The organism is Oceanobacillus salinisoli (assembly GCF_009733865.1).
Taxonomy (GTDB): domain Bacteria; phylum Bacillota; class Bacilli; order Bacillales; family Amphibacillaceae; genus Oceanobacillus; species Oceanobacillus salinisoli.
The window spans coordinates 229,926-254,580 of the sequence record NZ_WOFB01000007.1; the positions used below are offsets into that span (position 1 = coordinate 229,926).

At 38.8% G+C, this 24,655-nt stretch carries 22 protein-coding genes and 1 pseudogene; 10 read left to right on the plus strand and 13 right to left on the minus strand.

Annotated features, from left to right (window positions below):
• Positions 1–17: 17 nt before the first annotated feature.
• Positions 18–1,568 carry a Ppx/GppA family phosphatase gene (locus GMJ66_RS07740; protein ID WP_156289737.1) on the minus strand — a complete coding sequence of 517 codons (1,551 nt, stop codon included), beginning with the start codon at positions 1,566–1,568 and terminating at the stop codon, positions 18–20.
• 246 nt (positions 1,569–1,814) lie between these two features.
• Here GMJ66_RS07740 and GMJ66_RS07745 point away from each other — a divergent pair, with 246 nt between their 5' ends.
• Both GMJ66_RS07745 and yhbH read left to right on the plus strand, forming a co-directional pair.
• Positions 1,815–3,710, plus strand: a complete 1,896-nt coding sequence (locus GMJ66_RS07745) for a PrkA family serine protein kinase (RefSeq protein WP_156289738.1) — start codon at positions 1,815–1,817, stop codon at positions 3,708–3,710.
• 531 nt (positions 3,711–4,241) lie between these two features.
• Positions 4,242–5,411, plus strand: a complete 1,170-nt coding sequence (gene yhbH / locus GMJ66_RS07750; RefSeq protein ID WP_156289739.1) for a sporulation protein YhbH — start codon at positions 4,242–4,244, stop codon at positions 5,409–5,411.
• A 193-nt stretch (positions 5,412–5,604) separates the two neighbouring features.
• Here the strand turns inward: yhbH and GMJ66_RS07755 are convergent, their stop codons facing one another.
• Positions 5,605–5,955, minus strand: a complete 351-nt coding sequence (locus GMJ66_RS07755) for a hypothetical protein (protein ID WP_156289740.1) — start codon at positions 5,953–5,955, stop codon at positions 5,605–5,607.
• Positions 5,956–6,088: 133 nt separating this feature from the next.
• Between GMJ66_RS07755 and GMJ66_RS07760 the strand changes: the two genes are divergently transcribed.
• Positions 6,089–7,501: a SpoVR family protein gene (locus tag GMJ66_RS07760; protein ID WP_156289779.1), complete on the plus strand. Its 1,413-nt coding sequence runs from the start codon at positions 6,089–6,091 to the stop codon at positions 7,499–7,501.
• 84 nt (positions 7,502–7,585) lie between these two features.
• Here GMJ66_RS07760 and crcB read toward each other — a convergent pair whose 3' ends face one another.
• The gene (crcB, locus tag GMJ66_RS07765; protein WP_156289741.1) at positions 7,586–7,960 is read right to left on the minus strand and encodes a fluoride efflux transporter CrcB; all 375 of its coding nucleotides are present in this window, start codon (positions 7,958–7,960) and stop codon (positions 7,586–7,588) included.
• Positions 7,961–8,377 (minus strand): fluoride efflux transporter FluC, encoded by a 417-nt coding sequence (locus GMJ66_RS07770; protein WP_156289742.1) that lies wholly within the window; start codon positions 8,375–8,377, stop codon positions 7,961–7,963.
• 280 nt (positions 8,378–8,657) lie between these two features.
• Between GMJ66_RS07770 and GMJ66_RS07775 the strand changes: the two are divergent.
• From GMJ66_RS07775 to GMJ66_RS07790, 4 genes and pseudogenes are all read left to right on the plus strand, one after another.
• A pseudogene (locus GMJ66_RS07775) lies at positions 8,658–9,942 on the plus strand (SulP family inorganic anion transporter).
• 16 nt (positions 9,943–9,958) lie between these two features.
• A complete protein-coding gene (locus GMJ66_RS07780; protein ID WP_156289743.1) occupies positions 9,959–10,378 on the plus strand; it encodes a universal stress protein in 420 nt (139 codons plus the stop codon).
• Between the two features lie 207 nt (positions 10,379–10,585).
• Complete coding sequence (locus GMJ66_RS07785) at positions 10,586–11,503, plus strand: DUF4349 domain-containing protein (RefSeq protein WP_156289744.1); 918 nt, start codon at positions 10,586–10,588, stop codon at positions 11,501–11,503.
• A 360-nt stretch (positions 11,504–11,863) separates the two neighbouring features.
• Positions 11,864–12,637: a class I SAM-dependent methyltransferase gene (locus GMJ66_RS07790; protein ID WP_156289745.1), complete on the plus strand. Its 774-nt coding sequence runs from the start codon at positions 11,864–11,866 to the stop codon at positions 12,635–12,637.
• A gap of 227 nt (positions 12,638–12,864) precedes the next feature.
• Here the strand turns inward: GMJ66_RS07790 and GMJ66_RS07795 are convergent, their stop codons facing one another.
• The 4 genes from GMJ66_RS07795 to GMJ66_RS07810 all read right to left on the minus strand — a co-directional run bounded on the left by GMJ66_RS07795 (position 12,865) and on the right by GMJ66_RS07810 (position 17,419).
• Entirely contained in the window at positions 12,865–13,890 is a 1,026-nt protein-coding gene (locus GMJ66_RS07795; RefSeq protein WP_156289746.1) for an aliphatic sulfonate ABC transporter substrate-binding protein, read from the minus strand.
• Positions 13,891–13,971: 81 nt separating this feature from the next.
• A complete protein-coding gene (locus GMJ66_RS07800; RefSeq protein WP_156289747.1) occupies positions 13,972–14,730 on the minus strand; it encodes an ABC transporter permease in 759 nt (252 codons plus the stop codon).
• Positions 14,727–15,500 carry an ABC transporter ATP-binding protein gene (locus GMJ66_RS07805; protein ID WP_156289748.1) on the minus strand — a complete coding sequence of 258 codons (774 nt, stop codon included), beginning with the start codon at positions 15,498–15,500 and terminating at the stop codon, positions 14,727–14,729. The genes GMJ66_RS07800 and GMJ66_RS07805 overlap by 4 nt, the downstream gene beginning before the upstream one ends.
• Positions 15,501–16,042: 542 nt before the next feature.
• Positions 16,043–17,419 (minus strand): tetratricopeptide repeat protein, encoded by a 1,377-nt coding sequence (locus GMJ66_RS07810; protein WP_156289749.1) that lies wholly within the window; start codon positions 17,417–17,419, stop codon positions 16,043–16,045.
• A gap of 149 nt (positions 17,420–17,568) precedes the next feature.
• Here GMJ66_RS07810 and mbcS point away from each other — a divergent pair, with 149 nt between their 5' ends.
• Entirely contained in the window at positions 17,569–19,149 is a 1,581-nt protein-coding gene (gene mbcS, locus GMJ66_RS07815) for an acyl-CoA synthetase MbcS (RefSeq protein WP_156289750.1), read from the plus strand.
• Positions 19,150–19,390: 241 nt separating this feature from the next.
• Here the strand turns inward: mbcS and GMJ66_RS07820 are convergent, their stop codons facing one another.
• The 3 genes from GMJ66_RS07820 to GMJ66_RS07830 all read right to left on the minus strand — a co-directional run bounded on the left by GMJ66_RS07820 (position 19,391) and on the right by GMJ66_RS07830 (position 20,095).
• Positions 19,391–19,528 carry a YvrJ family protein gene (locus tag GMJ66_RS07820; protein WP_156289751.1) on the minus strand — a complete coding sequence of 46 codons (138 nt, stop codon included), beginning with the start codon at positions 19,526–19,528 and terminating at the stop codon, positions 19,391–19,393.
• A gap of 87 nt (positions 19,529–19,615) precedes the next feature.
• On the minus strand, positions 19,616–19,834 hold the full coding sequence (locus tag GMJ66_RS07825) for a DUF2922 domain-containing protein (protein ID WP_156289752.1): 219 nt from the start codon (positions 19,832–19,834) through the stop codon (positions 19,616–19,618).
• 36 nt (positions 19,835–19,870) lie between these two features.
• On the minus strand, positions 19,871–20,095 hold the full coding sequence (locus GMJ66_RS07830; protein ID WP_156289753.1) for a DUF1659 domain-containing protein: 225 nt from the start codon (positions 20,093–20,095) through the stop codon (positions 19,871–19,873).
• Between the two features lie 1,061 nt (positions 20,096–21,156).
• Here GMJ66_RS07830 and GMJ66_RS07835 point away from each other — a divergent pair.
• Both GMJ66_RS07835 and GMJ66_RS07840 read left to right on the plus strand, forming a co-directional pair.
• Positions 21,157–22,110 carry a dipeptidase gene (locus GMJ66_RS07835; protein ID WP_156289754.1) on the plus strand — a complete coding sequence of 318 codons (954 nt, stop codon included), beginning with the start codon at positions 21,157–21,159 and terminating at the stop codon, positions 22,108–22,110.
• Positions 22,111–22,187: 77 nt separating this feature from the next.
• Positions 22,188–22,517 (plus strand): hypothetical protein, encoded by a 330-nt coding sequence (locus GMJ66_RS07840; RefSeq protein ID WP_197046643.1) that lies wholly within the window; start codon positions 22,188–22,190, stop codon positions 22,515–22,517.
• 447 nt (positions 22,518–22,964) lie between these two features.
• On the opposite strand, the gene GMJ66_RS07845 is transcribed toward GMJ66_RS07840, so the two are convergent.
• Positions 22,965–23,831 carry a YitT family protein gene (locus GMJ66_RS07845; RefSeq protein ID WP_156289756.1) on the minus strand — a complete coding sequence of 289 codons (867 nt, stop codon included), beginning with the start codon at positions 23,829–23,831 and terminating at the stop codon, positions 22,965–22,967.
• A 228-nt stretch (positions 23,832–24,059) separates the two neighbouring features.
• Positions 24,060–24,521: a CoxG family protein gene (locus tag GMJ66_RS07850; RefSeq protein WP_156289757.1), complete on the minus strand. Its 462-nt coding sequence runs from the start codon at positions 24,519–24,521 to the stop codon at positions 24,060–24,062.
• Between the last annotated feature and the right edge of the window lie 134 nt (positions 24,522–24,655).

A 24,655-nucleotide genomic window follows, 5' to 3' on the forward strand; every position in this document is an offset into this window, starting at 1 on the left:
AAATTTAAAATAACACCTTATGGAACTTGATGGTAGGATGCCTTTATATTTATAAATTCCAATTCAATGGATTGATGAAGCGCCTTTTCCAAGTGCTTTTTCTGCTTTTGCGTTTGATATTCTTCTGGCCGATAATCTTGGTTGCAGTACACTTTTATATGAATCCTATCACTGGAAATAAGAATATCCAGCTCTTGCACTACTTGTCTTTTCGTTGCATCTAAGCAATATGTGAACTTAATGATTGCTCCCAATAGACATAGTTTCTTCCGTTCCCTTTTTAAAAACCATTTTTTGTATGGGGAAATAAACTGCTTAAATATTGTCTTATTTTTAAAAGATGCAATTAAAGCGAGTTTTAGTCGGTCTATGTGCATGAGTCCATCAATCGTTCGGTTTGCCAGCAAATAGAAGGTGTGCTGGGCACTGGATTCGGAGTCAATGTAATCTCCCAGGTTGTAGACAAAGCATCCACGTTCCAGTAGCTCCCAGTCTGTTTGTGTTAATGATCCCAGTCCTCTTTCTTTTAAGCTGACAAATAATTTTCTGGTCAGCAATTGAATATGCTGAATTTGTCCCATATTCAGACTGTACTCATGGACAAGTTCCTGAATGCTGTCTTCTAGCACATTTGGGTATAGATTGTTTTTTAGGCTGCGTGTTAATCGTTCATAAAAAACGCCGTCCCGAAGTCCTTTTCTGCTTAAAATGAAACATTCCGCCCCGATGATTTGATATAAACTGTGAAAAACAGCAATGGCTGGAAGAATGGTGTCTGCCCGGTCAGTGGATAGTCCTTCTACTTTCTCTAATTCTGCTTTGGACATGGGAAGTAAATAGTTCATCACTCGTGCGATGTCACTATCATACATTTTATATTGATGTAACCCAGCAAGCGGGTATTTTCTGAGTGACTGATCGATCTGTACTAAGTTTCGGGCACTTCCACCAATGGCAATGATGGGGACATGTTTTCCCTTTAACCAGCTTAGTGTTTGAAATTCCTCAAATAAAAATCGTCTTAATTTTGCCAGTCCTTCTTCTTGATTGTCGATGTCACTAAAGAATTTCTTTAAAGTTAATGCCCCAAATGGAAAGCTATGGGATTCCTTAAGTATCCGGTCCTTATAATAGGTAACTTCCGTACTGCCACCGCCTATATCAATCGTAATTCCTTCAAAAATCGATGTGGAGTTCACTACCGATAAATAACCATAATAGGCTTCTTCTTTTTCCGATAAGATACGCATATCCCAGCCAATGTGCTTTTTAACCATTTCTTGAATCTTTTTTTTATTGTTCGCTTGTCGAATCGTTGCGGTTGCTACACAGATAAACTCTTTTAAGGCATAAACTTTCGCGACTTCTTTAAAGCTTTGTAAAGTGGAAATCATTAGGTTGATCCCTTCTTCACTTAAATCATTATGATTATCTAAGTAATTACGAAGCCGTGCCACGGATTTTACGTTTTCGACCTCCTGAAGGCGACCGGAATTTACCTGGGAATAAATAACTAGCCGCATCGTATTGGAACCAATATCTATAACTGCATAATAATTTTTTTGCATCGAATCACCTCGTCTATGTTAAATATATCAGTTCAAGTTTTTTCTGTCACGAAAACAGTGGAGTAAACTATTTAAATAAGACAAATTTCGGTAAAAATTTCCCGGGCAATATGACATGATTAGGTAATATGACGAATTAGCATTTATTTTGTAGGAATCGAAGCAATATTCGAACTTGTTATGAATGATACAAGATGTACTTGCATATGATTTAGAAACCGCAGTAATTATGGAGGGAGAATATAGATGGATATTCTAGGTAAGGTAAGAAGTTACCGCGAGAATGAAGAGAGCCTGAAATGGGAAGGTACATTTGCGGAGTATTTGGAAATCATAAAAGAAAGACCTGAAGTCGCACAGCCTGCTCATTCCCGTGTTTATAATATGATTAAGGATGCTGGAATAAAGGAAGTAGATGGAAGAAAAACATATAAATTTTTTAGTAAAGAGATTTATGGTTTAGAGGAAGCAATTGAGCGGTTAGTCGAAGAATATTTTCATCCGGCAGCAAAACGGCTCGACGTTAGGAAGCGTATCTTATTGCTCATGGGTCCTGTCAGTGGAGGGAAGTCAACTATCGTAAGTATGTTGAAACGCGGATTGGAGCAATATTCAAGAACGGAAGCTGGTGCGGTTTATGCGATTAAAGGCTGTCCAATGCATGAGGATCCACTTCATTTAATCCCGCCACACCTGCGTGATGAATTTTATGAGGAATATGGGATCCGTATCGAGGGGAGCCTATCACCGCTTAATACGATGCGTTTGGAAAAAGAATACGATGGGAAAATTGAAGACGTAATGGTAGAACGGATCTTTTTTTCGGAGGATAAACGGGTTGGGATTGGTACGTTTAGTCCATCAGATCCGAAGTCCCAGGATATCGCGGACTTAACTGGCAGCATTGATTTTTCAACGATTGCGGAATATGGTTCCGAATCCGATCCGAGGGCATATCGCTTTGATGGGGAATTAAATAAAGCAAACCGTGGCATGATGGAGTTTCAGGAGATTTTAAAATCCGACGAAAAATTCCTTTGGCATCTATTATCTTTAACGCAGGAAGGGAATTTTAAGGCTGGCAGGTTCGCCCTTATATCGGCGGATGAACTTATCGTAGCGCACACAAATGAAGCAGAATACCGCTCTTTTATTTCAAATAAAAAGAATGAAGCATTACACTCAAGAATTATTGTTATGCCAATTCCGTATAATCTTCGTGTGGATGAAGAAGAGAAAATTTATGAGAAGATGATAAAGACAAGTGACATGGCTCATGTCCATGTGGCACCACATGCATTGCGGGTTGCTGCTATCTTTTCTGTTCTTACCAGATTAAAAGATTCAAAGAAACAAGGAGTAGATTTGCTTAAAAAGTTACGTTTATATAATGGAGAGAGTGTGGAAGGGTTTAACGATGTCGATGTGGATGAATTACGAAAAGAGTATTCAGATGAAGGAATGACTGGGATTGATCCGCGCTATGTCATTAATCGAATTTCTTCAACCATTATTCGAAAAGAAGTCCCATCGATTAACGCGCTTGATGTACTGCGTTCCTTAAAAGATGGTTTGGATTCTCATCCATCGATTTCCAAGGAAGATAAAGAAAAATATATGAATTATATTGGGGTTGCCAGAAAAGAATATGATGAAATTGCCAAGAAAGAAGTACAAAAAGCGTTTGTGTATTCGTATGAAGAGTCCGCGAAAACGCTAATGGATAACTATTTGGATAACGTGGAGGCTTACTGCAATCATAATAAGCTCAGAGATCCGTTAACTGGTGAGGAAATGAATCCAGATGAAAAACTGATGCGTTCGATTGAGGAACAAATTGGTATTTCAGAAAATGCGAAAAAGGCATTCCGGGAAGAGATTCTTATCCGTCTATCTGCCTTTGCCAGAAAAGGGAAGCGCTTTGATTACAATTCACATGAGCGTTTGCGTGAAGCCATCCAGAAGAAGCTTTTTGCCGATTTAAAAGACGTTGTCAAAATTACGACATCATCGAAGACACCGGATGAGTCGCAATTGAAGAAAGTGAATGAGGTCATCGTAAGGCTAATTGATGAATATGGATATAATTCGACTTCTGCCAATGAATTGCTGCGCTATGTTGGCAGCTTGCTAAATCGATAAAGATATACTGAGCTTGCTAAAGATTGTGTATCTGGTACGGTCAATTTTCAATCCGTGGAAATTCTACCGTCCATTCTTCCACTAGTTGTTAGATAAATGAATGAGGTGCTTAATTTAACTGGCTGTTGCCCGGATGAATCATGATGGAAGTATCTCGGATTCTTAAAGGGTTTTATAGCCAGTTAAAGACGTGGTAATCATACAGGGCTAATGAAAAATTAGTCTTTTTTTTTCACATTAGGAAAGTATAAAATTTTAGCAAGAAGAGGATCCGACGTAGTTAAAATTTTAAGTACCAAGTATAAGAAAAACTAACACATTCGCTAAAGGACGAGCGAATGCGAGTTTTTCTAATAACGGAAGGTATGACCGAATAAGGCATAATACATGTTTTCATGTCTATATTTTTGAAAAAATAGCAATACCTGATATTGTTTTGCATATGATAAATAAAGTACTCTAGTTACTTTTGCAAGTGTCTATTTAAAGGGAATATACGGAATTTTTTTAAAAAAAGGGGAGAGGATCGTATTGTCGGATAAGCACAAGACAAATTTCATTGTCTCACAGGAAGACTGGACTCTCCATCGTAAAGGTTATCAAGATCAACAGCGCCATATTGAAAAAGTGAAAGATGCTATAAAAAATAATTTGCCTGATTTAATTACGGAAGAAAGTATTATTATGTCAAACGGCCGTGAAGTAGTAAAAATCCCAATTCGCTCTCTTGATGAATATAAAATTCGCTACAACTATAATAAAAACAAACATGTTGGCCAAGGCGATGGCGATAGTCAAGTTGGCGATGTGATTGCAAGGGAACCTGGAAAAGGAGACCAGGTCCAAGGTAAAGGGCGAGAGAAAAAAGCAGGAGATCAGCCTGGCAGTGATTATTATGAAGCGGAAGTTTCCATTGAAGAGGTAGAAGAAGCACTTTTCAAAAACCTCGAACTGCCAAACCTCCAGCAAAAAGAGCAGGATGAAATCGTTGTGGAAGACATTGAATTTAATGATGTACGGAAAAAAGGACTTATGGGCAATATAGATAAGAAACGAACGATTTTAACGGCACTAAAGCGAAATGCCAGAGAAGGAAAAGCGTCTATTGCTCCTATTTATAATGACGACTTAAGGTTTAAAACCTGGAATGAAGTGGTCAAACCAGAATCAAAGGCAGTCGTTCTTGCGATGATGGATACAAGTGCATCGATGGGGACGTTTGAAAAATATATGGCAAGAAGCTTCTTTTTCTGGATGACCAGATTTTTGCGAACGAAATATGAATCAGTGGATATTGAGTTCATTGCTCATCATACCGAGGCAAAAGTTGTATCGGAAGACGATTTTTTTAACAAGGGCGAAAGCGGTGGAACAATTTGTTCGTCTGCTTATTTAAAAGCATTAGAACTTATTGAAGAGAAGTATAGTCCGTCCCGTTATAATATTTATCCGTTTCACTTTTCCGATGGAGAAAACATTACTTCAGATAATGCAAAATGTATTGATTTGGTGCATGAAATTATGGATGTATCGGCTATATTCGGATATGGTGAGGTAAATGGCTATAATCGCTACTCGACGTTAATGAATGCGTACCGGACAATTGATAATCCGAAATTCAGACATTATATTTTAAAAGAAAAGCGCGACGTCTACCATGCAATGAAAACCTTCTTCTATAAGGAAGCTGAAGCTGTGTAAATGCATATCCCCATTTGGTTGGGGATTTTTTTGTGTGGAGAGGGTATTTTAGAGGGAAGTAAGGAATTACAATAGAAAAGTTCTCATTCGCTTGTATTTTAGTAGCTACGTTGTTTTTGCTAAAATCATATACGTTCCTTAAGCGTAAAAAGAAATCGGCTATTTCGCCGATCTCTTCCGATAGATAAAAACATTATTCCACTAATTCAATCGTATAAACTCCTCTGGATGTACTGACGATGAAGCGGGAACCATCAAATTCATAGAGCGCAGAATCTTCGAGTGGAATTTCATATAGCTCGGATGGGAGTGACTGGTAATGGTTCATGGTCGTTTCAATCACACCACTTCCATTTAAATGTAGGGAGTACATTGGTACATAATCATCGATTCTTCTTGATTCCTTGGAGTACGAGATGGCACTTAAATCCATTAATGTTTCGTCAAAATCGTCCAGTTCATGCTTTACAATTTTTATTTTTCTTCCATTCCACTGTCGTATTAAGTCATTAAATTCTTCAACGGTCAAAAAATACTGGTCCATGATTATCCCTCCTATCGTTTAAATTCTCCTTGTTCGTAAATTTCATGCAGACAATAAGCAATTTCAAGGTTCATTATTTATGACTTGTTTCATAAACTATAAAAAGCAATTTTGGAGGGGATTTCACTTGTCAATGACAAAGGAGCTTCACTACGCGATTGAGGAAATTACGGAAATTGCGTCTGATTTTGGTCTCGACTTTTATCCAATGCGCTATGAAATATGCCCTGCTGATATCATTTACACATTTGGTGCATATGGGATGCCAACAAGGTTTTCACATTGGAGCTTTGGAAAACAGTTTCACCGAATGAAGCTGCAGTATGATCTTGGTTTAAGCCAAATTTATGAGCTTGTCATTAATTCCGATCCTTGCTATGCGTTCTTACTCAATACGAATTCATTGATTCAAAACAAATTGATTATTGCCCATGTTCTGGCGCATTGTGATTTTTTCAAAAACAATGTTCGTTTTTCCAATACAAGAAGAGATATGGTCGAAAGCATGACAGCAACTGCAGAGCGAATTGCCGATTATGAAATGAAGTATGGAAAAGATGAGGTGGAGGAATTTTTAGATGCCGTTCTGTCGATTCAGGAACATATTGATCCTTCCATCGTTTCTTCCAAGCTTTCCTACGAGGAAATGGAAGAAGTGCTGGAAGAAGAGGAAGAAGTGGTGAAGAAAACGCCATATGATGATTTATGGAGCTTAGATGAAAAACCGGTGGAACAGAAGCCGAAAAAGCGGAAAAAGAAGGTTAGGAAATTTCCGCCACGGCCTGAGAAGGACTTATTATTGTTTATTGAGGAGTATAGTCGGGAGTTGGAAGACTGGCAGCGGGATGTCTTGACGATGATGCGTGAGGAGATGCTTTATTTCTGGCCACAGCTCGAAACGAAAATCATGAACGAAGGCTGGGCATCATACTGGCATCAGCGGATATTAAGGGAGATGGATTTAACGACAGAAGAAACGATTGAGTTCTCAAAGCTGAATGCAGGGGTTGTTCAGCCATCGAAAACTCAGATTAACCCGTATTATTTGGGCTTAAAGATTTTTGAAGATATTGAGGAGCGTTATAACAACCCAACGGAAGAAATGAAGGAATTAGGATATAAGCCCGGAGGTGGCAGGGAAAAGATTTTTGAGGTGAGGGAAATTGAATCAGATATTTCCTTTATCCGAAATTATTTAACGAAGGATTTGGCACAACAGGAAGATATGTATTTGTTTGAGAAGAAAGGCAGAGATTATCGGGTTACAACGAAGGATTATGAACAGGTCCGTGACCAGCTGGTTTCCATGCGGGTGAATGGGGGATTTCCTTATATTACAGTCGAAAATGGAGATTACAACCGGAATGAGGAACTGTATTTGAAGCATAATTATGAAGGTATTGAATTGGATTTGCATTATTTGGAACATGTCCTTCCATATATCTATCAATTATGGGGACGAAATGTTCATATGGAAACCGTGATTGAAGGGAAAAAAGTGGTTTATACGTATGATGGGAATAAAGTCTTGAAACGGAATTTGTAAACGACAGAAGAGCTTGGTTTTAGGCTTCCAAGCTCTTTTTCTTGTAACGTCAAAATTCGACAAAATCCGGGAAGTGACAGGCACCTATAAAAGGATGAATCCTATGAAAAAGGTGAGGATGGAACCGAAAATACTTAATGTGACATATGTAACCAGCTTCGTCCATTTTTTTTCGTTATAAAGCTGTACTGCTTCTACACTATACGTGGAAAAGGTAGTGAAGGCTCCGAAAAAGCCAATTCCAATCGATAAATAAACGGGATCGTCATAGGCACCTAATGGTATTTCCCCGTAATAGAGGCCATAAAATATACCTAATCCGAGCGAACCCAGTATGTTGACAGTTAACATGGAAATTGGAAAAGGAGGGTTCGGATATCGGTTCATCAAAACTAAACCTAAGAAATAACGGGAAATGGCACCGATGGATCCTCCAGCTGCCAGTAAAAAAAGATTCATTTAGCCTTCCACCTCTTTCGCCCGTTTTTGCTTAAGCCGTGAAGACAGAATCGTACCAGCACGGTAGCCAATCCATGCCAGCAATATTCCACCTACCATAGATCCAAAGACATACAGGATAGAGTTCATTATCGTATATTCCTGCAATAAAAAGGCTGCATCTGCTGCCAAAGTGGACATGGTCGTAAACCCACCACATAAACCAACACCTAATCCTGCTTTCAGCCATTCTTTAGGAACAGATACAAGAAACCACGCTGTTAAAAATCCTAAAAGCAAACTACCAGTTAAATTCTCTATCATGGTTCCTAGCGGATAACCTGTTTCCAGTGTTATAAGGTTCAATGCATATCGGCTTAGTGTTCCGATAGCTGCACCAACTCCGATGGCAATTAGAATTTTCCATTGCTCCTTCAAACCAGTTCCTCCTCAAGGATAACTTGTTTTTACCTTCATTTATTGTAAATGACTTTGGATGGAAGATACAATTCTAACATATAGAGAAAGGGAATATATAATGTTATCTATTTAAAGAATTTTATCACGTGATTAACTGGCTGTAAGACCCCCACTTCAAGAATTCGAGATACTTCAAGAAGTCATGTCAACGGAATTTCAAACATTCTGATATCAAATCTTATTTGCATTCATGAATTTTGCAGGAATGTTCATACTAGAAAAAGGAAGGAGGAGTTGGATGCAGGCATCTTATAGAGAATCATGGTTTGGAAATATCAAAGGGGATATTCTTTCTGGTCTAGTTGTAGCACTGGCACTAATCCCCGAAGCAATTGCTTTTTCCATTATTGCAGGTGTAGATCCGATGGTAGGATTGTATGCTTCTTTTACCACGGCAGTAACGATTGCCTTTGTTGGCGGTAGACCGGGAATGATATCAGCAGCTACTGGTGCAATGGCACTATTATTTACGACATTAGTTGCAGAACATGGTATTGAATATTTGTTCGCTGCAACCATTTTAACGGGAATCCTACAAATCATCTTTGGCCTTTTAAAGCTGGCGAAGTATATGAAATTTATACCCAGATCTGTAATGGTCGGATTTGTGAACGCTTTGGCAATTATGATATTTACTTCACAGCTGCCTCACTTTGAAAATCAATCATGGGTTGTGTTTGGGATGGCAGGTTTAACGTTAGCAATTATTTACTTATTTCCCTATATAACAAAGGCGGTTCCTTCTACACTTGTTGCGATTGTAGCGGTAACAGTTTTAGCGATCTTTATGGATTATGGGATTCCAAATGTAGGCGATATGGGGACAATCTCACAAACACTACCGCAATTTTTAATTCCAAATATCCCGCTGAACTTTGAAACGTTAGCCATCATCTTTCCCTATTCCATCGCATTATCCATCGTTGATGTAAAATCTGGGGGAAGCGGCAGATTATCCTCGTTTGTTGCTGGTTTTCCTGATGCTGCTCATTGTCCTACTCGGTGATATTGTGATTCAAGTCCCGATGGCAGCCCTTGCTGGAGTGATGATTATGGTTTCCATCAGTACGTTTGACTGGAACTCTTTACGTACGATTCATCTCGTACCAAAGACAGATGCTATCGTGATGGTTGTGACGGTTTTCGCAGTATTGTTAACACATAACTTAGCAATTGGTGTATTTATTGGTATAATATTAAGTGCCATTTTCTTTGTGGCGAAAATTTCCAATGTGCAGGTTATAAGTGAGCAAAAAGGGGAGAAAAGGTATTACTCTTTAAGAGGTGAGCTTTTCTTTGCATCGGTTACAGAGTTACTGAACAAGTTTGATTACGATGAAGACGTAAAAAAGGTTGAAATAGATTTAAGTCGTGCTCACGTATGGGATGATTCCGGAGTAGTTGCCGTGGATAAAATCGTTGCAAAATTTAAAGCAAATGGGATTCACGTAGATGTAAAAGGATTAAATGAAGATAGTACGGAGCTGGTGAATAAACTGGCCAATAAACTGGGAGCACATTAATGGGGAGGTTTTAACCATGTATCAAAAAATCTTATTAGCTACAGATGGTTCAGAACATGCAAACCGGGCAGCAAAACATGCTTTGGAACTGGCGAAAATGAATGCGGATTCAAAAGTGGAAGTCGTTTATGTAGTGGACCATGATAAAGTGAAATCTGACGTGTTAGCAAACTGGAATTCAGCAGATATGGGGGACAAAAGAAAAGTACAGATAAAAAATATTGAAAAAATGGCAAAAGATGCTAATGTGAACTATGAGATTGTATTCCTGCACGGTGACCCTGGCCCACAGATTGTAAAACACGCTAATGATAAGGAATTTGATGTTGTTGTGATTGGGAGTAGAGGATTAAATGTTCTTCAGGAATTTGTATTGGGCAGTGTCAGTCATAAAGTGGCAAAACGAGCAAATTGTCCGGTAATGATTGTAAAATAGAATAGAAATGAAAGGGCTATCATTTATTTGTGATGGCCTATTTTTTTTCACCTTACTAGGATTTTAAGTAAAGAGTTTTAGCCAAGAGGTGAGTTTGACATAGCTAAAATTTTAACATAGCTTAAAAATTTAAAATATTTTTGTAACATTCTTCTCTAAATTCCGTCTAAACCTGGAAATAGACATTTTAGATTGGGGGTCCATGTTATGAAAAAACGCTTATGGACAGGTCTCTTCATGATGTGCATTCTAGGATTATTTACAGCTTGCAGTAACCAGGACAGTAGTACGGAATCACAGAATGCTGCCATGACGGAGTCGGAAGTAAGAGAAGATAGCAGTACTTTTTCAGATGAAAGTGTAGACGAAAATTCAGTGGAAATGGAAGGTGCTGAAGGGGAGCGGGAGTCCGTAGAAGCAGGAGAAGTCACCCAAAGTGATCGCAAAATTATCTATCATGCAAACCTTAACATTGAAGTGAAAAATGTAGATCAGGCAATTAGTGATATTCATGCAAGAGCATCTAATGCCGGTGGATATATTGTGGAATCCATAACACAAGGAGAAACAGAAAACGAAACAGCATCCGGACAAATTACCGCACGGATACCACAGGAACATTTTCAGGATTTTATTCAATTTGTTGAGGAAGGAAGCAGTAAAGTCATGGAAAGTTCTGTTTCCGGTCAGGATGTGACAGAGGAATATATTGATTTAGAATCAAGGCTGAAATCGAAGCGTGCAGTAGAAGAAAGGCTGCTTTCTTTTATGGAGCAAGCAGAAGAAACAGAGGATTTGCTGGCTATTTCCAATGATTTGGCAAACGTCCAGGAAGATATAGAAGAAATCATTGGTCGCATGAATTACTTGGAAGATAAATCGGATTTAGCGACAGTTACTATCTATCTTCAGGAAAATAATGTAACCCTTTCTGGGATGAGTGAGGATGATTTAAATACATGGGAAAAGACGAAGCAGCAATTTTTAAAGAGTCTTAATTTCCTTGTTAAAGCTTTCTCAGGAATGTTTGTTTTCTTTATTGGAAATCTACCAATCCTAATTCTTTTAAGTTTGATTGCATTTGTTATTTATTATTTTATTCGAAAAAGGAAAAAAGAAGATTAATCTTTACAGGAGTTAAGCTAGAAAATGTCGAATGTAATAGAAACTACCCTAATCTAAAGGGGGGACTTATGTGGATATGGGGAGATTTACGGTGATATGACTCAAAGGAAGTCGAAACATAAAACCAGTCAAGATTGGTTATGTTCTTTTCAAAAATTAATGGGGAGGGGAATGCAACTGGAGTTTACAAGAAAGTCCGGTCAAGAAATTTAGCAAAATGTTTGCTAGAAAATGAGGTTCAGAGCTAGTTATGTTTAAAGGGGATCATCATACGTAAAGCCGTGTTCATAAAAGGGATATATCGAGATTTAAAAAGTCTATGTGATGATACGACCACAGATTAATCAAGGGGGAGAAAAGTTGAATCATTCTAAAATAAATCAGGACAATTGGAATGCGCAATTATACGATGGGAAGCATGGTTTTGTTTCGAAGCATGGAAGTCGTTTAATAGAACTATTGGAACCAAAAAAAGGGGAAGTCATTTTAGATCTTGGCTGTGGTACAGGGGATTTGGCAAATGATCTTTTTAATAGTGGTGTAAATGTGGTCGGAGTAGATAAATCCGAAAATATGATCGAACAAGCGAGAATGAAGTACCCGGAAATTTCCTTTTATGCTGCGGATGCTACGGAACTAACATACGATCATGAATTCGATGCGGTGTTTTCGAATGCCGTTCTTCATTGGGTAAAACCTCCGCATAAAGCCTTGGCCTGTATTTACCTAAGTTTAAAAAATGGTGGAAGATTTGTTGCCGAATTCGGCGGAAAAGGCAACGTTCAAACGATTATCGACGAAATCATTGATCAAATAAAACAAAATGGGAATCCATTTAAAGAAGAAAATTTCCCGTGGTTTTATCCAAGTATTGCTGAATATACCGCATTAATGGAGGAAGTAGGATTTAGGGTGACGTTCGCCCAGCATTTCGACAGGCCAACCCTATTAGAGGGAGAAAATGGATTAAGAAACTGGGTAGAAATGTTTGCCGGTTCATTGCTTAAGGATATGATGGAATCGGAAAAAGAATCTATTTTAACCAACGTGGAAAACAACTTAAGAGAGAAGATATATGAGGATGGTCAGTGGGTAGCTGACTATAAGCGAATCCGTGTTATTGGTATAAAATAATAGGAAATACATAAAAGCTGCGAAATAAGCTATTCGCAGCTTTTTAAATATTATCACGTGATTAACTGGCTGTAAGACCCCCACCTCAAGAATTCGAGATACTTCAACAATTATAAGAGGGGATCAACAGCCAGTAAACTCCTGATTCGTTCAGAGGCCTTTAGGTCATCCTTTAGGGCTAACAATCAGTGGGGGTGAAAAAAACCCCCACTGATTGAAGATTCACTTTATTTGCTGGCACTTGCCAGTTCTGTTTCAATAAAGCTCGTGTTTACCAATCCATCCAGGTTTGGTTTTTCTTTTAAGAATTCGAGCTCATATGAAGAGTCCGCAAATTCCTGTAAAACATTGCCGTCTACTTCATATGTGAAATCAATTCGTTCCCAGGCTTTTTCAATGACGGAGGCGGAAAGCTCTTGCCCAGTAATATCCGCAATTTTTTCACGTGCTATCGTTTTTGCTTCTTCTGGATTGTCATTGATGAAATCTGTTGCTTTTTTATGGCCATCTACAATGCTTTGAACTAATTCCGGATTATTTTCTACTAAATCCTGAGAAGTTACGAAAACTGCTGCAGGTAATGTTTCTCCATATGCCACATCAGGTGTATCGATGAGGACTTTTCCGCTTCCTTCTTCTTCAATCACTGCTGCCCAAGGTTCAGGAACGGTAGCTACATCCACTTTTCCAGATAGGAACATGCTATGATATGTTGCAGGTTCACCAGTAACATGTTTCATTTCTCCACCGACACGGTCAGAAGTAAGGTTATACACTTCGCTCATTAATGTTTCAAATTGTACGTCATGTGTGCAGCCAACTCTTGGGGAGATAAATGTTTTCCCGGCTAAATCCTCCGGAGAATCAATATCTGCATCACTTCTAGCCATAATGACCGTTCCACCAGTGGAACCACCGGCTATTACATTCACTTCTGAACCGCTTGTGAAGTGGTTCATTGCTGGCCCCGGTCCGACAAGTCCGCCTTGTATTTCTCCTGCTGCAAGTGCCGTCATAAATGATGACCCATCCGGGAAGAATTGATAGTTAATCGTTGTACCATCAGGGAATGTCTCTGAATATAAGTCTTTCTCTTCAGCCACCATTCCGGCTACATGGTTAATATTAGGGAAATATCCAATAGTAATCTCGTCTGGAATATTGCCTTCTGAGCTTTCTCCTTCGCCGCTTCCGCAAGCTGCCAACACCAAGCTAAGGGCAATCATTCCGACAAATAGTAAAAACTTCTTCATGAACTTCTCATCCTTTCTAGACTGATAGATTATTATAGTTATTCGACGAAAATCGACAAATTCCGGGAAGTGACAGGCACCCTATTGCATGCCCCATCTTCGCATGACGGTTTTTTCTAATTTGGAGAAGACAAAGTGATCGACGACTGCTCCGATAACACCGATAATGATAATGATTCCTATAACTTGATCCATTCTTGCGTAATCCTGTGCATAACTTAACGTATATCCTAACCCTGGTCCATTACTTAACAGCTCACCGGCCATTAATGCCCGCCAACTGAATGCCCATGCCAGACGCAGACCGGACATAAAGTAAGGAATGCTTGCTGGTACTTCAACACGGTAGAATAATGGCCATCCTTTGGTTCCCATTGTTCTAGCAGCCCTAACCAATTGTGGTGGGACATTATGAATGGCTGATCGAACGTTCATTGCCATAACGAAAGTACCGCCAAGTACGATAACGAAGACTACCGAGAATTCGGTAAAACCAAATAGCATAATTGCCAGTGGAACCCATACGATACTTGGAATACTCTGCATGGCAATTAAATACATGCCAGCTGTTTCATCGGCTTGTTTGGATTTTCCAAAAATAACCCCGATAACAGTTCCAATTAAAATAGCTAAGGATAATCCACTAAATAAATGCTTAAAGCTTGCACCTAAGGCGATTAGGAATTCTCCGCTTGCGAATCCTTCATATAATGCGGTAAAAACCTTCAGTGGAGAAGGGAAAGTAATTTCTGGAAAAAACTTCAATTCAAAAATGAGCTGCCATATTCCGATGACGACGACTAAAAATAATATCCGCTTGATGATGATATTCCACTTCATTGGCTTAACTCTTCCTTTAAAACTTTATTAATTTCCACTTCCAAGAGGTCCATTATCTCTTTTTCCAGTTGAATAGCCTCGAGATTGCCTCTTTTTCTTGGACGTTCGATGTCTACGGTAATATCTTTAATAATCCGGCCAGGTCGGGTTCCCATGACGACAATACGATCAGATAGTTTTATCGCTTCCTGGATACTATGCGTCACGAAAAGAATGGTTTTCTGTGTTTCCTGCCAGATTTTCATCAATTCATCATGCATAATATGGCGGGTTTGTTCATCGAGGGCACCAAATGGTTCATCCATTAGCAGCACTTTTGGATCCATTGCCAGTGCACGGGCAATAGCTACGCGCTGTTGCATACCTCCGGATAATTCAAAAATATAGTTTTCTTTGAATCTGCTTAATTGAACCATTTTCAAAAAATGATCTGCCCGGTCATTTGCTTCTTGTTTAGACATTTTCCCTTTCAATGGAAACGTAATATTATCCCGTACGTTTAGCCATGGAAATAAGGAAGGCTGCTGGAACACCATGCCACGATCCGGACCCGGTTTTTTAATAGTCTTTCCCTCGAGGATAATGTTTCCTTCCGAGGCATTTTCAAGTCCCGCTACCATAGACAGCAGTGTCGATTTCCCGCATCCTGATGGTCCAAGTATGGATACAAATTGGTTTTCGGTTATATCTAAATTGATGTCGGAAAAAACCTGGAATTCTTTTTCTTCCGTTGCAAAGGTTTTACCAACTTCCTTTAGTTGAAGAAACAATAGACCATCTCCTTAACGCTATAATTCCTATGAAAATAGTTGGGTTTGTATGTTATATATTATACGGAGGCATGCGCATATGTGTCAATAATTTTTGGAAGATTTCCAAGGAATTTCTATCACGTGGCTAACTGGCTGTAAGACCCCCACTTCAAGATATTGAGATATTTCAAGAATGATAAGTAGGGGCGGTCAGCCAACAGACACCTGATTTCGTTCATCCATTATTCATTGAGGGATGAAAAAATCCCAACTGAATTAAAATTCTCTTATTCGGGATTGTTAAGGGAAATGTAAACGAGGGATACTGAAAAAATCACTATGAAACCCTGAACCGAAAAGATCCAGGGGTTTTTATTCTGATTTATCACTTAACTGGCTGTAAGACCCTTAACGAGAAGAACTCGAGATACATCAAGAATTATAAGTGGGGGTCGGGCAGCCAGTAAACTCCTGATTCGTTCAGAGGTCTGCGGGTCTCTCCTTGTGGTACTAACAATCAGTGGGGGATGAAAAAAACCCCCACTGATTGAAGATTCACTTTATTTATTCATCTGCACCATGAGCTGCTGATATGCCTTTGCTTCTTCGCGATTGCCCATTTCTGCATAGATTTTAGATAAATAATTTACCGGTTTGGGGTCTTCTGGATTCATTTCCATTTCCCATTTGAAACAGTCAATGGATTTTTCTAGCTGTTGAAAATCGAGATACATTTCTCCTAAGGCAAACTGACGGTCCGGATCATTCGTTAATTTTTTCATTTTCTTTAGTTTCTGTTCAAGGGAAAGGTGGATGTTAGCTTGTTGGAATGGAGCAAACCACTCCATAATTTTGTTTAGACTGTATTCGTCAAAAAAGGCGGAGACAAACGGTGTCACTAATTTCTCCAATGTAATCTTATTATGATTGGATATCGTAAGCAGCCGTTTATTGGACGATTCAAAATTTGAAACAAGAACTGAAGTATCAGCTTTTTCCAATTTTTCTATAAGGAGAGGAAGCTGTTTTTCCTGTGGCTGAATATCATTAGTAAGGATAAATTGGGCTATATCATTCGGCTCGCCACCGTCCAGTAGTAGAGAAAATAATTCTTCTGTAATATTGGCAGAATGGTCCGTATCGATTAAATCACCCAGAATCCGAATTTGGTCGTGTAATGGGAAATTTTTAATAAGCTCTTTCAGTTCTTGAAAATTGGCCATCGTAAACTGATGTTTGAGGAGATCAAGGCGAACAGCGATTTCATCAAGGCTTCGATGCTGGTCTCTATATAATTGAAATAGGATTTGGGAAAAAGCGGGATCGTAGCGATTGTCAAAACATACTAATTCCGCATAATCAGGGTCTTTTTCATAGAGGGTGTTTAAATCGTTATAATGTTTTTCATAACGCTGAAACTGCAGATTGTGGAGCATGTCAAAAACAAATTTGTTGGAAGGATTATAATTGGAATAATATTTTAATGCTTGGTAGGCGGTGAAATCTTTCCCGTTCCTACGATAGTCATAAAATGTATTTTTAAATAACTTTCTGCTTGAACCTTGTTTCGTAAAGGAATTGAAGAAGAGGAAGATAAATGCAATTTCTTTACTGGAGTATTGTTTTGGCAGTGACTTAATCAACTGATTAAACTTGGTGAAATGGAAAGTTTTATCGTGGACGAGATGTGTGATAAATGGATGTATGCGATCGTAACAGATGCCGTGTTTACATGCCTGATGGATATAGGAATTAAGTCGAATTTGATTTGCCTTCACACCGTTAACAAAATGATTTTTAAAAAAGACAGCATAGTAAAAATTGGATTGGTGGTCTGTTGCTTCGATGATTTTCGTCTGTTTATATACGATAAGTTTTTCTACGGTTAAGGTTAGCTGCTTTTTGTTAACTTTCGCCTGGAACTGATTTTTATTCATCTTCATTCCTCCCTTATCTTACTTCCTATCATATCACATTTTAAGTAAAGAACACATATCATGAAGTTTTTCTTTCTAAATTATTTGATATCTGATATAATATCTAGAAATTAGTATCTAGTACTAAAAAATGATAGGAGGATGTTGTGATGAGTCGTTCCGATTTAATAGCTCCTGAAAATTATAATATTGTGATGGAATTTGAAAAGTACGCTGAAGAACCTACTAGAAAAGCAATTATTTGGGAAGATGATGAAGGGAATAAGCGAGAGATTACGTATGAAAAGCTGATTAATAATGCGAACAAAATTGGTAACATACTTTTAGAACATGGTCTTAAAAAAGGCGATAAATTGTTAGTTATGATGCCTCGCATAATTGAAACGTATGAGGTATATATTGCTGCACTAAAAACTGGAATTGTCATTATCCCGTGCTCGGAAATGCTCCGTACGAAAGATTTGCAATATCGTATTACCCACGGGGAAGTGAAGGGCGTTGTAAGCTATGGTGCTTTCACTTCACAATTTAATGAGATTAAACAGTATGAGGAACTCGTGAAATTCTCTGTAGGCGAACAAGCAGACGGATGGATGGATTTAGGGACTTTAAAGGATACAGCTGATGACAAACTGGAAATTGTATCGACCACAAGTGAAGATCTTGCATTTTTGCCATACACATCCGGAACAACCGGCAATCCGAAAGCGGTCATGCATACCCATGCATGGGGATATGCACATATGCGAACAGCTCCTGAAAATTGGCTGGCTATCCGTGAAGGAGATACCGTATGGGCAACAGCGGCACCAGGCTGGCAAAAATGGGTTTGGAGTCCATTCCTTTCTGTTTTGGGAACAGGTGCAACAGGTTTTGTTTACAATGGAAAGTTTGAGCCGAAGAAGTACTTGAATTTACTTGAAACATATGGGGTGAATGTATTCTGCTGTACGCCAACCGAATACCGCTTAATGGCGAAGTTGGATAATCTATCAGACTATGATTTATCCACATTGCATAGTGCTGTTTCTGCTGGGGAACCATTAAACCGTGAAGTCATTGACCGGTTTGAGAAGTATTTTGGTGTGACGGTTCGTGATGGGTATGGTCAAACCGAAAATACATTGCTTCTAGGATTTTTAAAAGGAATGAAAGTGAAACCAGGATCAATGGGCAAACCTACACCAGGAAACAATGTGCAATTAATTGACGAAAACTGTAATCCTGTTCCTGTAGGTGAAGTCGGTGATATTGCTGTACCACTGGATACTCCTGCACTATTTAAAGCATATTACAAAGATGAAGAACGGACGAAGAAAGCCTATCGCGGAGACTTCTACATTACCGGTGACCAGGCAAAAATGGATGAAGAAGGGTACTTTTGGTTTGAAGGGCGAAAAGATGATATTATCGTCAGCTCCGGTTACACCATTGGGCCATTTGAAGTGGAAGATGCGTTAATAAAACATGCAGCAGTAAAAGAATGTGCAGTAGTTGCGAGTCCTGATCAAGTAAGAGGAAATGTCGTAAAAGCATTTATCGTACTTCAGGATGATGTGGATCAACATAAAGAGGGCTTGGTAAAAGAATTGCAGGATCATGCTAAGCAGCTCACGGCACCGTATAAGTATCCCCGTAAAATCGAATTTATCGATGAACTGCCAAAAACATCGTCTGGTAAGATTCGCCGTGTAGAATTAAGACAACGGGAAAATGAACTAGCAAAATAATGTAAGTAGCCCCACTATGGAACTTGTAGGAAAGTTTTGTAGTGGGGTTGTATTTTGGACACGCACTAATAGTTTTGTTTTTCCTTGTAAATTGTCGGTTGATATGAATAAATATGATCTTTACATCTATGAAAAATCGGGTCCGCTCATGAAATTCTTCTCCAATCAACGGACCCGTTTTTCTCTTATTTAATAAGATTTTTCAATATTTATTTCTTCAAGGATTTTCCTTCGTCTGTTCTTAACTTTTCATCTTATCAGGTAATGCATGAATCGATTCAATCAGCTGATTTAGTTTTCCTTCGATGCGGTGCAACAAATAAAAAGTGACCGCAATAGGGAATCCTACTTCCGTGATGAACGATATCCAGGCTTCCATCGTAATGACCTCCAGTCTTTTTAGATTAGGTTGCTAGAAAAACAGACCAGCGATGATGACGCTGGTCATGTTTTATAATTGTTACGCTTATAAATCAATGTTGATTTCTTCTACCGTGTTTTCGACGATGCGAGCACTATGTTTCGCTACTAAATCCCCACCGGTTGATGTAAAGGCATTTTGTGTAATAATCTCATCCATTGCCGCACTGACTGCAACGGGATCGGCCGGTTCAATCGGATTCTCAATGGAATACGTCACGATTTTTCCATCTTCATTTGTAAATTTAATTTCAAGCTTTCTCATCGCTGTACCTCCTTTCTATACGAATTTTAACTTTTTCTACTCTGCACTAATATCAGCGTTGTCTTTACGAATGATGTTGTAAAGTGGGCGCTCCTGCAACCCAGCGATTGCTGTAGCTGCCGCAAATAGCTGATCAGCTGTTGCAGTTGTCTTTACGTTGTTGAAGCTTTTGTATTTGTAAACTGGTAATCCAGTCTCCAAATCGTTGCCATCGTTAAGAACTAACTGCATTGTTGATTTTGTTAATTCTGCTACTGCCATGTGTTTCACCTCCCTTTCACTATTACTATCGAATCGAAACGGGAAAAGGGGGGATTGAATATTGGAATTTTTTTCTGAATGTACTTTTACTTTTCATAAGTATTGTTGAATCTCTTTTAAAAAGGCTCTTTTCGTAAGTCTTGTTGTTCTTTAACCTGTAGTAGATATAAAGTACGAGATAATATACCGCTCAGGAAATATACTATGGTCCCTTATGGTACCTCGGAAGCTTGATAACAGGACGCTGGTTACACAGGCGTTGCCACAGAGGTTTTCAGTAGCCTCGTACTGGTTCGACGTGCCCGAATGAGCTCGAATTCAATCAAAAGGTCACGTAGAGAGGTTCTAGGTTCCCGAATGTACTTGGTATCCATTCAAAAGGTCACGTAGAAAGGATCTAGGTTCCCGAATGAACTCGGGATTCAATCAAAAGGTCACGTAGAGAGGTTCTAGGTTCCCGAATGTACTTGGTATCCATTCAAAAGGTCACGTAGAAAGGATCTAGGTTCCCGAATGAACTCGGGATTCAATCAAAAGGTCACGTAGAGAGGTTCTAGGTTCCCGAATGAACTCGGGATTTAATCAAAAGGTCACATAGAAAGGTTCTAAGTGCCCGAATGAACTCAAGAATCATTCAAAAGGAAACGTAGAGAGGTTCTAGGTGCCCGAATGAAATTGGGAACCATTCAAAAGGTCACGTAGAGAGGTTCTAGGTGCCCGAATGAAATCAGGAAACAATCAAAAGGTCACGTAGAGAGGTTCTAGGTGCCCGAATAAACTTGGGAATCATTCAAAAGGTCACGTAGAGAAGATTTACATGCCCAAATGAACTCGGGAGATTCAGTCAAGGGACATCGGAGGAAGGGGCTCCGTGTATTTACACCACTAATGCTGAGCTACACACTTCTATGACATTTAGATAATGCAATAAACCTAACATCAGCTAACCTTTTCGGTGGAATGAGTAACCGAAGTCTCAATCTTTTAGAAAAACAGCCTTTGAAAAATACTCTATAAATCACAAATGAAGTGATAAACTAAAGAAGAAAGGAGTACATATAATGAAAATTATTGATACACACTGTGATGCACTATTAAAATTACAACTCGGAAAAAGGAAACAATACTATCAGAATGGTCCATTTGACTATCGAACATCCGAAGAAATTGACGCGAATTTAACACGGCTTAATCAGGGAAATGTAGCAGTTCAGTTTTATGCGATTTTCATTCATCCGGATGTACCATTAGATGAAAAATGGCAGCATGCATTGGAGCAGGTAGATTTATTTTATACAGATGTTATCGGAAAAAATCCGGAAGTAAGGCATATTCAAAACTGGAGGGATCTGGATACATTAAGAGACGGAGAAATTGGTGCTGTATTAGCTTTAGAAGGTGCAGATCCAATTGGAAATGATCTCATGAAGCTCCGCCAGTTATTCAGGCTTGGTGTTATGTCTGTTGGGCTGACGTGGAATCATGCAAATTACTTTGCAGATGGAGCAGAGGAACCACGAGGAGGAGGGTTGACACTTCTAGGCAAAGAAGCCATAAAATCGAATAATGAGCATCTTGTTTTTAGTGATGTATCCCATTCAACGATTAACGGTTTCTGGGACATTCTAGAGATTGCAGATTATCCGATTGCAACCCACTCCAATGCACGGGCCATTTGTGATCATCCCCGTAATTTATATGATGATCAGGTGCAGGCAATGTTTAACAAGAACGGTTTGATCCATGTTGTTTTTCATCCTCCTTTTATTACCGGCAAGGAGGAGGCAACGATTTCTGATCTGCTTAAACATATTGATCATTTATGCGCATTAGGTGGAGTGAAACACATTGGATTTGGATCAGATTTTGATGGGATCAGCAGTTTTGTGAAAGGCTTAGAGAATGCCTCCAAATATCAAAACTTGATTAACGAATTATTAAAGCATTATTCAGATGAGGAAGTTCGTGGTTTTGCCTATCAAAATTTCCTGAATCATCGACCGGAAATCCGCTAAAAGTTGTCGAATTATGTATACACCTTAAAGGATTGAGTTATATTATGATTAGAGAATAATTTAACAGGTGTGGTGAAATGATGAAAAAATACGTCCTCGTGCTAAGTGCTTTAGTTATCATGATGGCAATGGGTGCTTTGGAAGTGGACCCAGCCAAAGCTGTGCAACGTGATGTTACCAAAATGGATGAACTGGAGCATAACTGGGTGGAGTACAGTGTGGACTATAATGAAGTGGACGGAGGTACCCATGAGTACACGTACTGGAAAAACTTTATTAAGCGAACCCGTACTTGTCACAAGACTCATATCATAAAAACCGTTGTCTATTACTGTGATAAACACGATCATACTAAATCAGAAACATTTTTGGACGAAACGATACACAGCCACAGGCATGGGAAATAACTTGAGAAATTGCTCACAGTCAAAAGTGGGCAATTTTTTTTATATTACAAAGGCAATTTTCGTAAGTTTTGTTACTTTTTAGTCATTGAAATGGATATAAAGTCTGACGTAAGATACTACTCCGCCAGATTTCGCTGCGATCAGTCATGCACTTTGGCAACGCTCCAGCCTCCACGGAAGAAAACCGATTCCTGCTCAAGTATAGCCGCCAGCGGAAAGCGTAGTGTATTCCGTAGCGGTATGGAGATCACTAAGTTACGTAAGACCTTAATGATAGATTTACACCTTTAAAAAATTAGAAAAACTCGCATTCGCTCGTCCTTTAGCGAATGTGTTTGTTTTTCTTATACTTGGTACATTAAAATTTTAACTACGTCGAATCCTCTTCATGTTAAAATTTTATACTTTCCTAACGTGCAAAAAAGAGGTACCTAAGCGGATACCTCTTTACAATTTCTGGCCGTAATATTTTTCCAATGAAAATCCTCGTCCCATAATTTCCGAAGCGTCTATGAAAATAACAAATGTTGTCGGGGCTTCTTTTTGCAGCTGTTTTTTCAATTGAACAGCTTCTTGCTGCTGGGTGACACAAAGAATCATTGTCTTGTCCTTGTTTGTGTATCCTCCAATGGAACGGACTTTTGTTAATCCCCGGTCCAAATGATTCTGGATTAGTGACTGGACTTTTTCTTCTTCATCGGTAATGATTAAACTTAACTTCGCCGTCGATGTGCGTAATTGGACAAAATCAATGGCCTTTCCGGAGATATAAATCGCCAATAATGCAAACAATGTTAATTCCAAGTTGAAAACAATAACAGAAGCGGTCACAACTAGTCCATCGACAATGAACTGGGAATAACCGCTGGAAATCCCCGTGAATTTCTTGACAATCTGTGCAATGGCAGCAGTACCACCGGTTGAACCATTCCCCTTATATACAATTCCTAGTCCAATACCTAGAAGTATTCCACCATAAAGTGCTCCTAAAAAAGGATTGGTAACAACAAGTGGAATATCTTCGGTGAGGTAAATCATAAAAGGTACCCAAAATGTTCCAACTAACGTTTTCCAGCTAAAATCATTTCCAAGTGCTATCCAGCCAATCACAAAAATCGGGATGTTAATCACCAGTTGAACCAGGGAAGGACTCAAATGGTATAGTTCAAATAAAATAGTACTTATACCAGAAATACCACCTGCAGCCAATCTTGCTGGGAGGAAAAAGATATTATATGCCAGCGCCACAATGGTAGCACCTATAATAATATAAGTATATTCTGTAATCGTTTTATTGAGTTTGAAAAATTCCATATGTATGATTTCCTTTCGATGCTAAAGTACCTTCTTTACTTTAACACCTGGAGGGAAGGGAGTAAACAAGAAAAAGGAGTACAGATGAAATGATGTATCTGTACTCCTTCTTAAGTCAGTTGAAAATATTTATCACGTGATGAACTGGTTGTTGGACCTTGCCTTCATTTTTCGAGGTATTTTAAAAATGAATAGTGGGGGAAGAAAAAAATGGGTTGAAAATTTGCTTTATATGGTTGCCCTGGCAGTCTCACGTTCCATAATTTCCGCTGCAACCTTTTCAGTAAAATCTTTCCCAACTTTTGGTACAAATGTTTTTAACACTGGGTTTACCATTGTGCCCATCATCCCTTTTATATGGACACTCAGGCATCCTGTCATTTTTGTTTGCGTAGAGGATATGGCTTCAGCTTCAAAATAGCCATTCCCTTTGCACGTTCCATTTAAGGTGCTCATCTGAAAAACGACGGTTTCCGGTTCAATCCACTCGATTATTTGAATTTTTATGCTGACGGTTCTTTGTACAATGCCAATATCACCATGAATTTTCCAAATGGACTGCCGCTCATTTAGTACTTTATGATCAACATAGCCTGGAACCAATGGTGCCCAATTATTCATGTCACTCACAAAATTCCAGATGGTCGAAATAGGTGTTTCCAACTCCACTTGATGAACGCTTTTTGTCATTTGTATGCCTCCTCCTATGTAAAAGGTCGTTATCTCCAAAATAAAACATTGTAAGTATATGGTGTGAAAATTCGATTTAGAACATGGTTTAGCTTATGATAACACTTTCTTAAAGTTATCTTAAAAAAAGTACT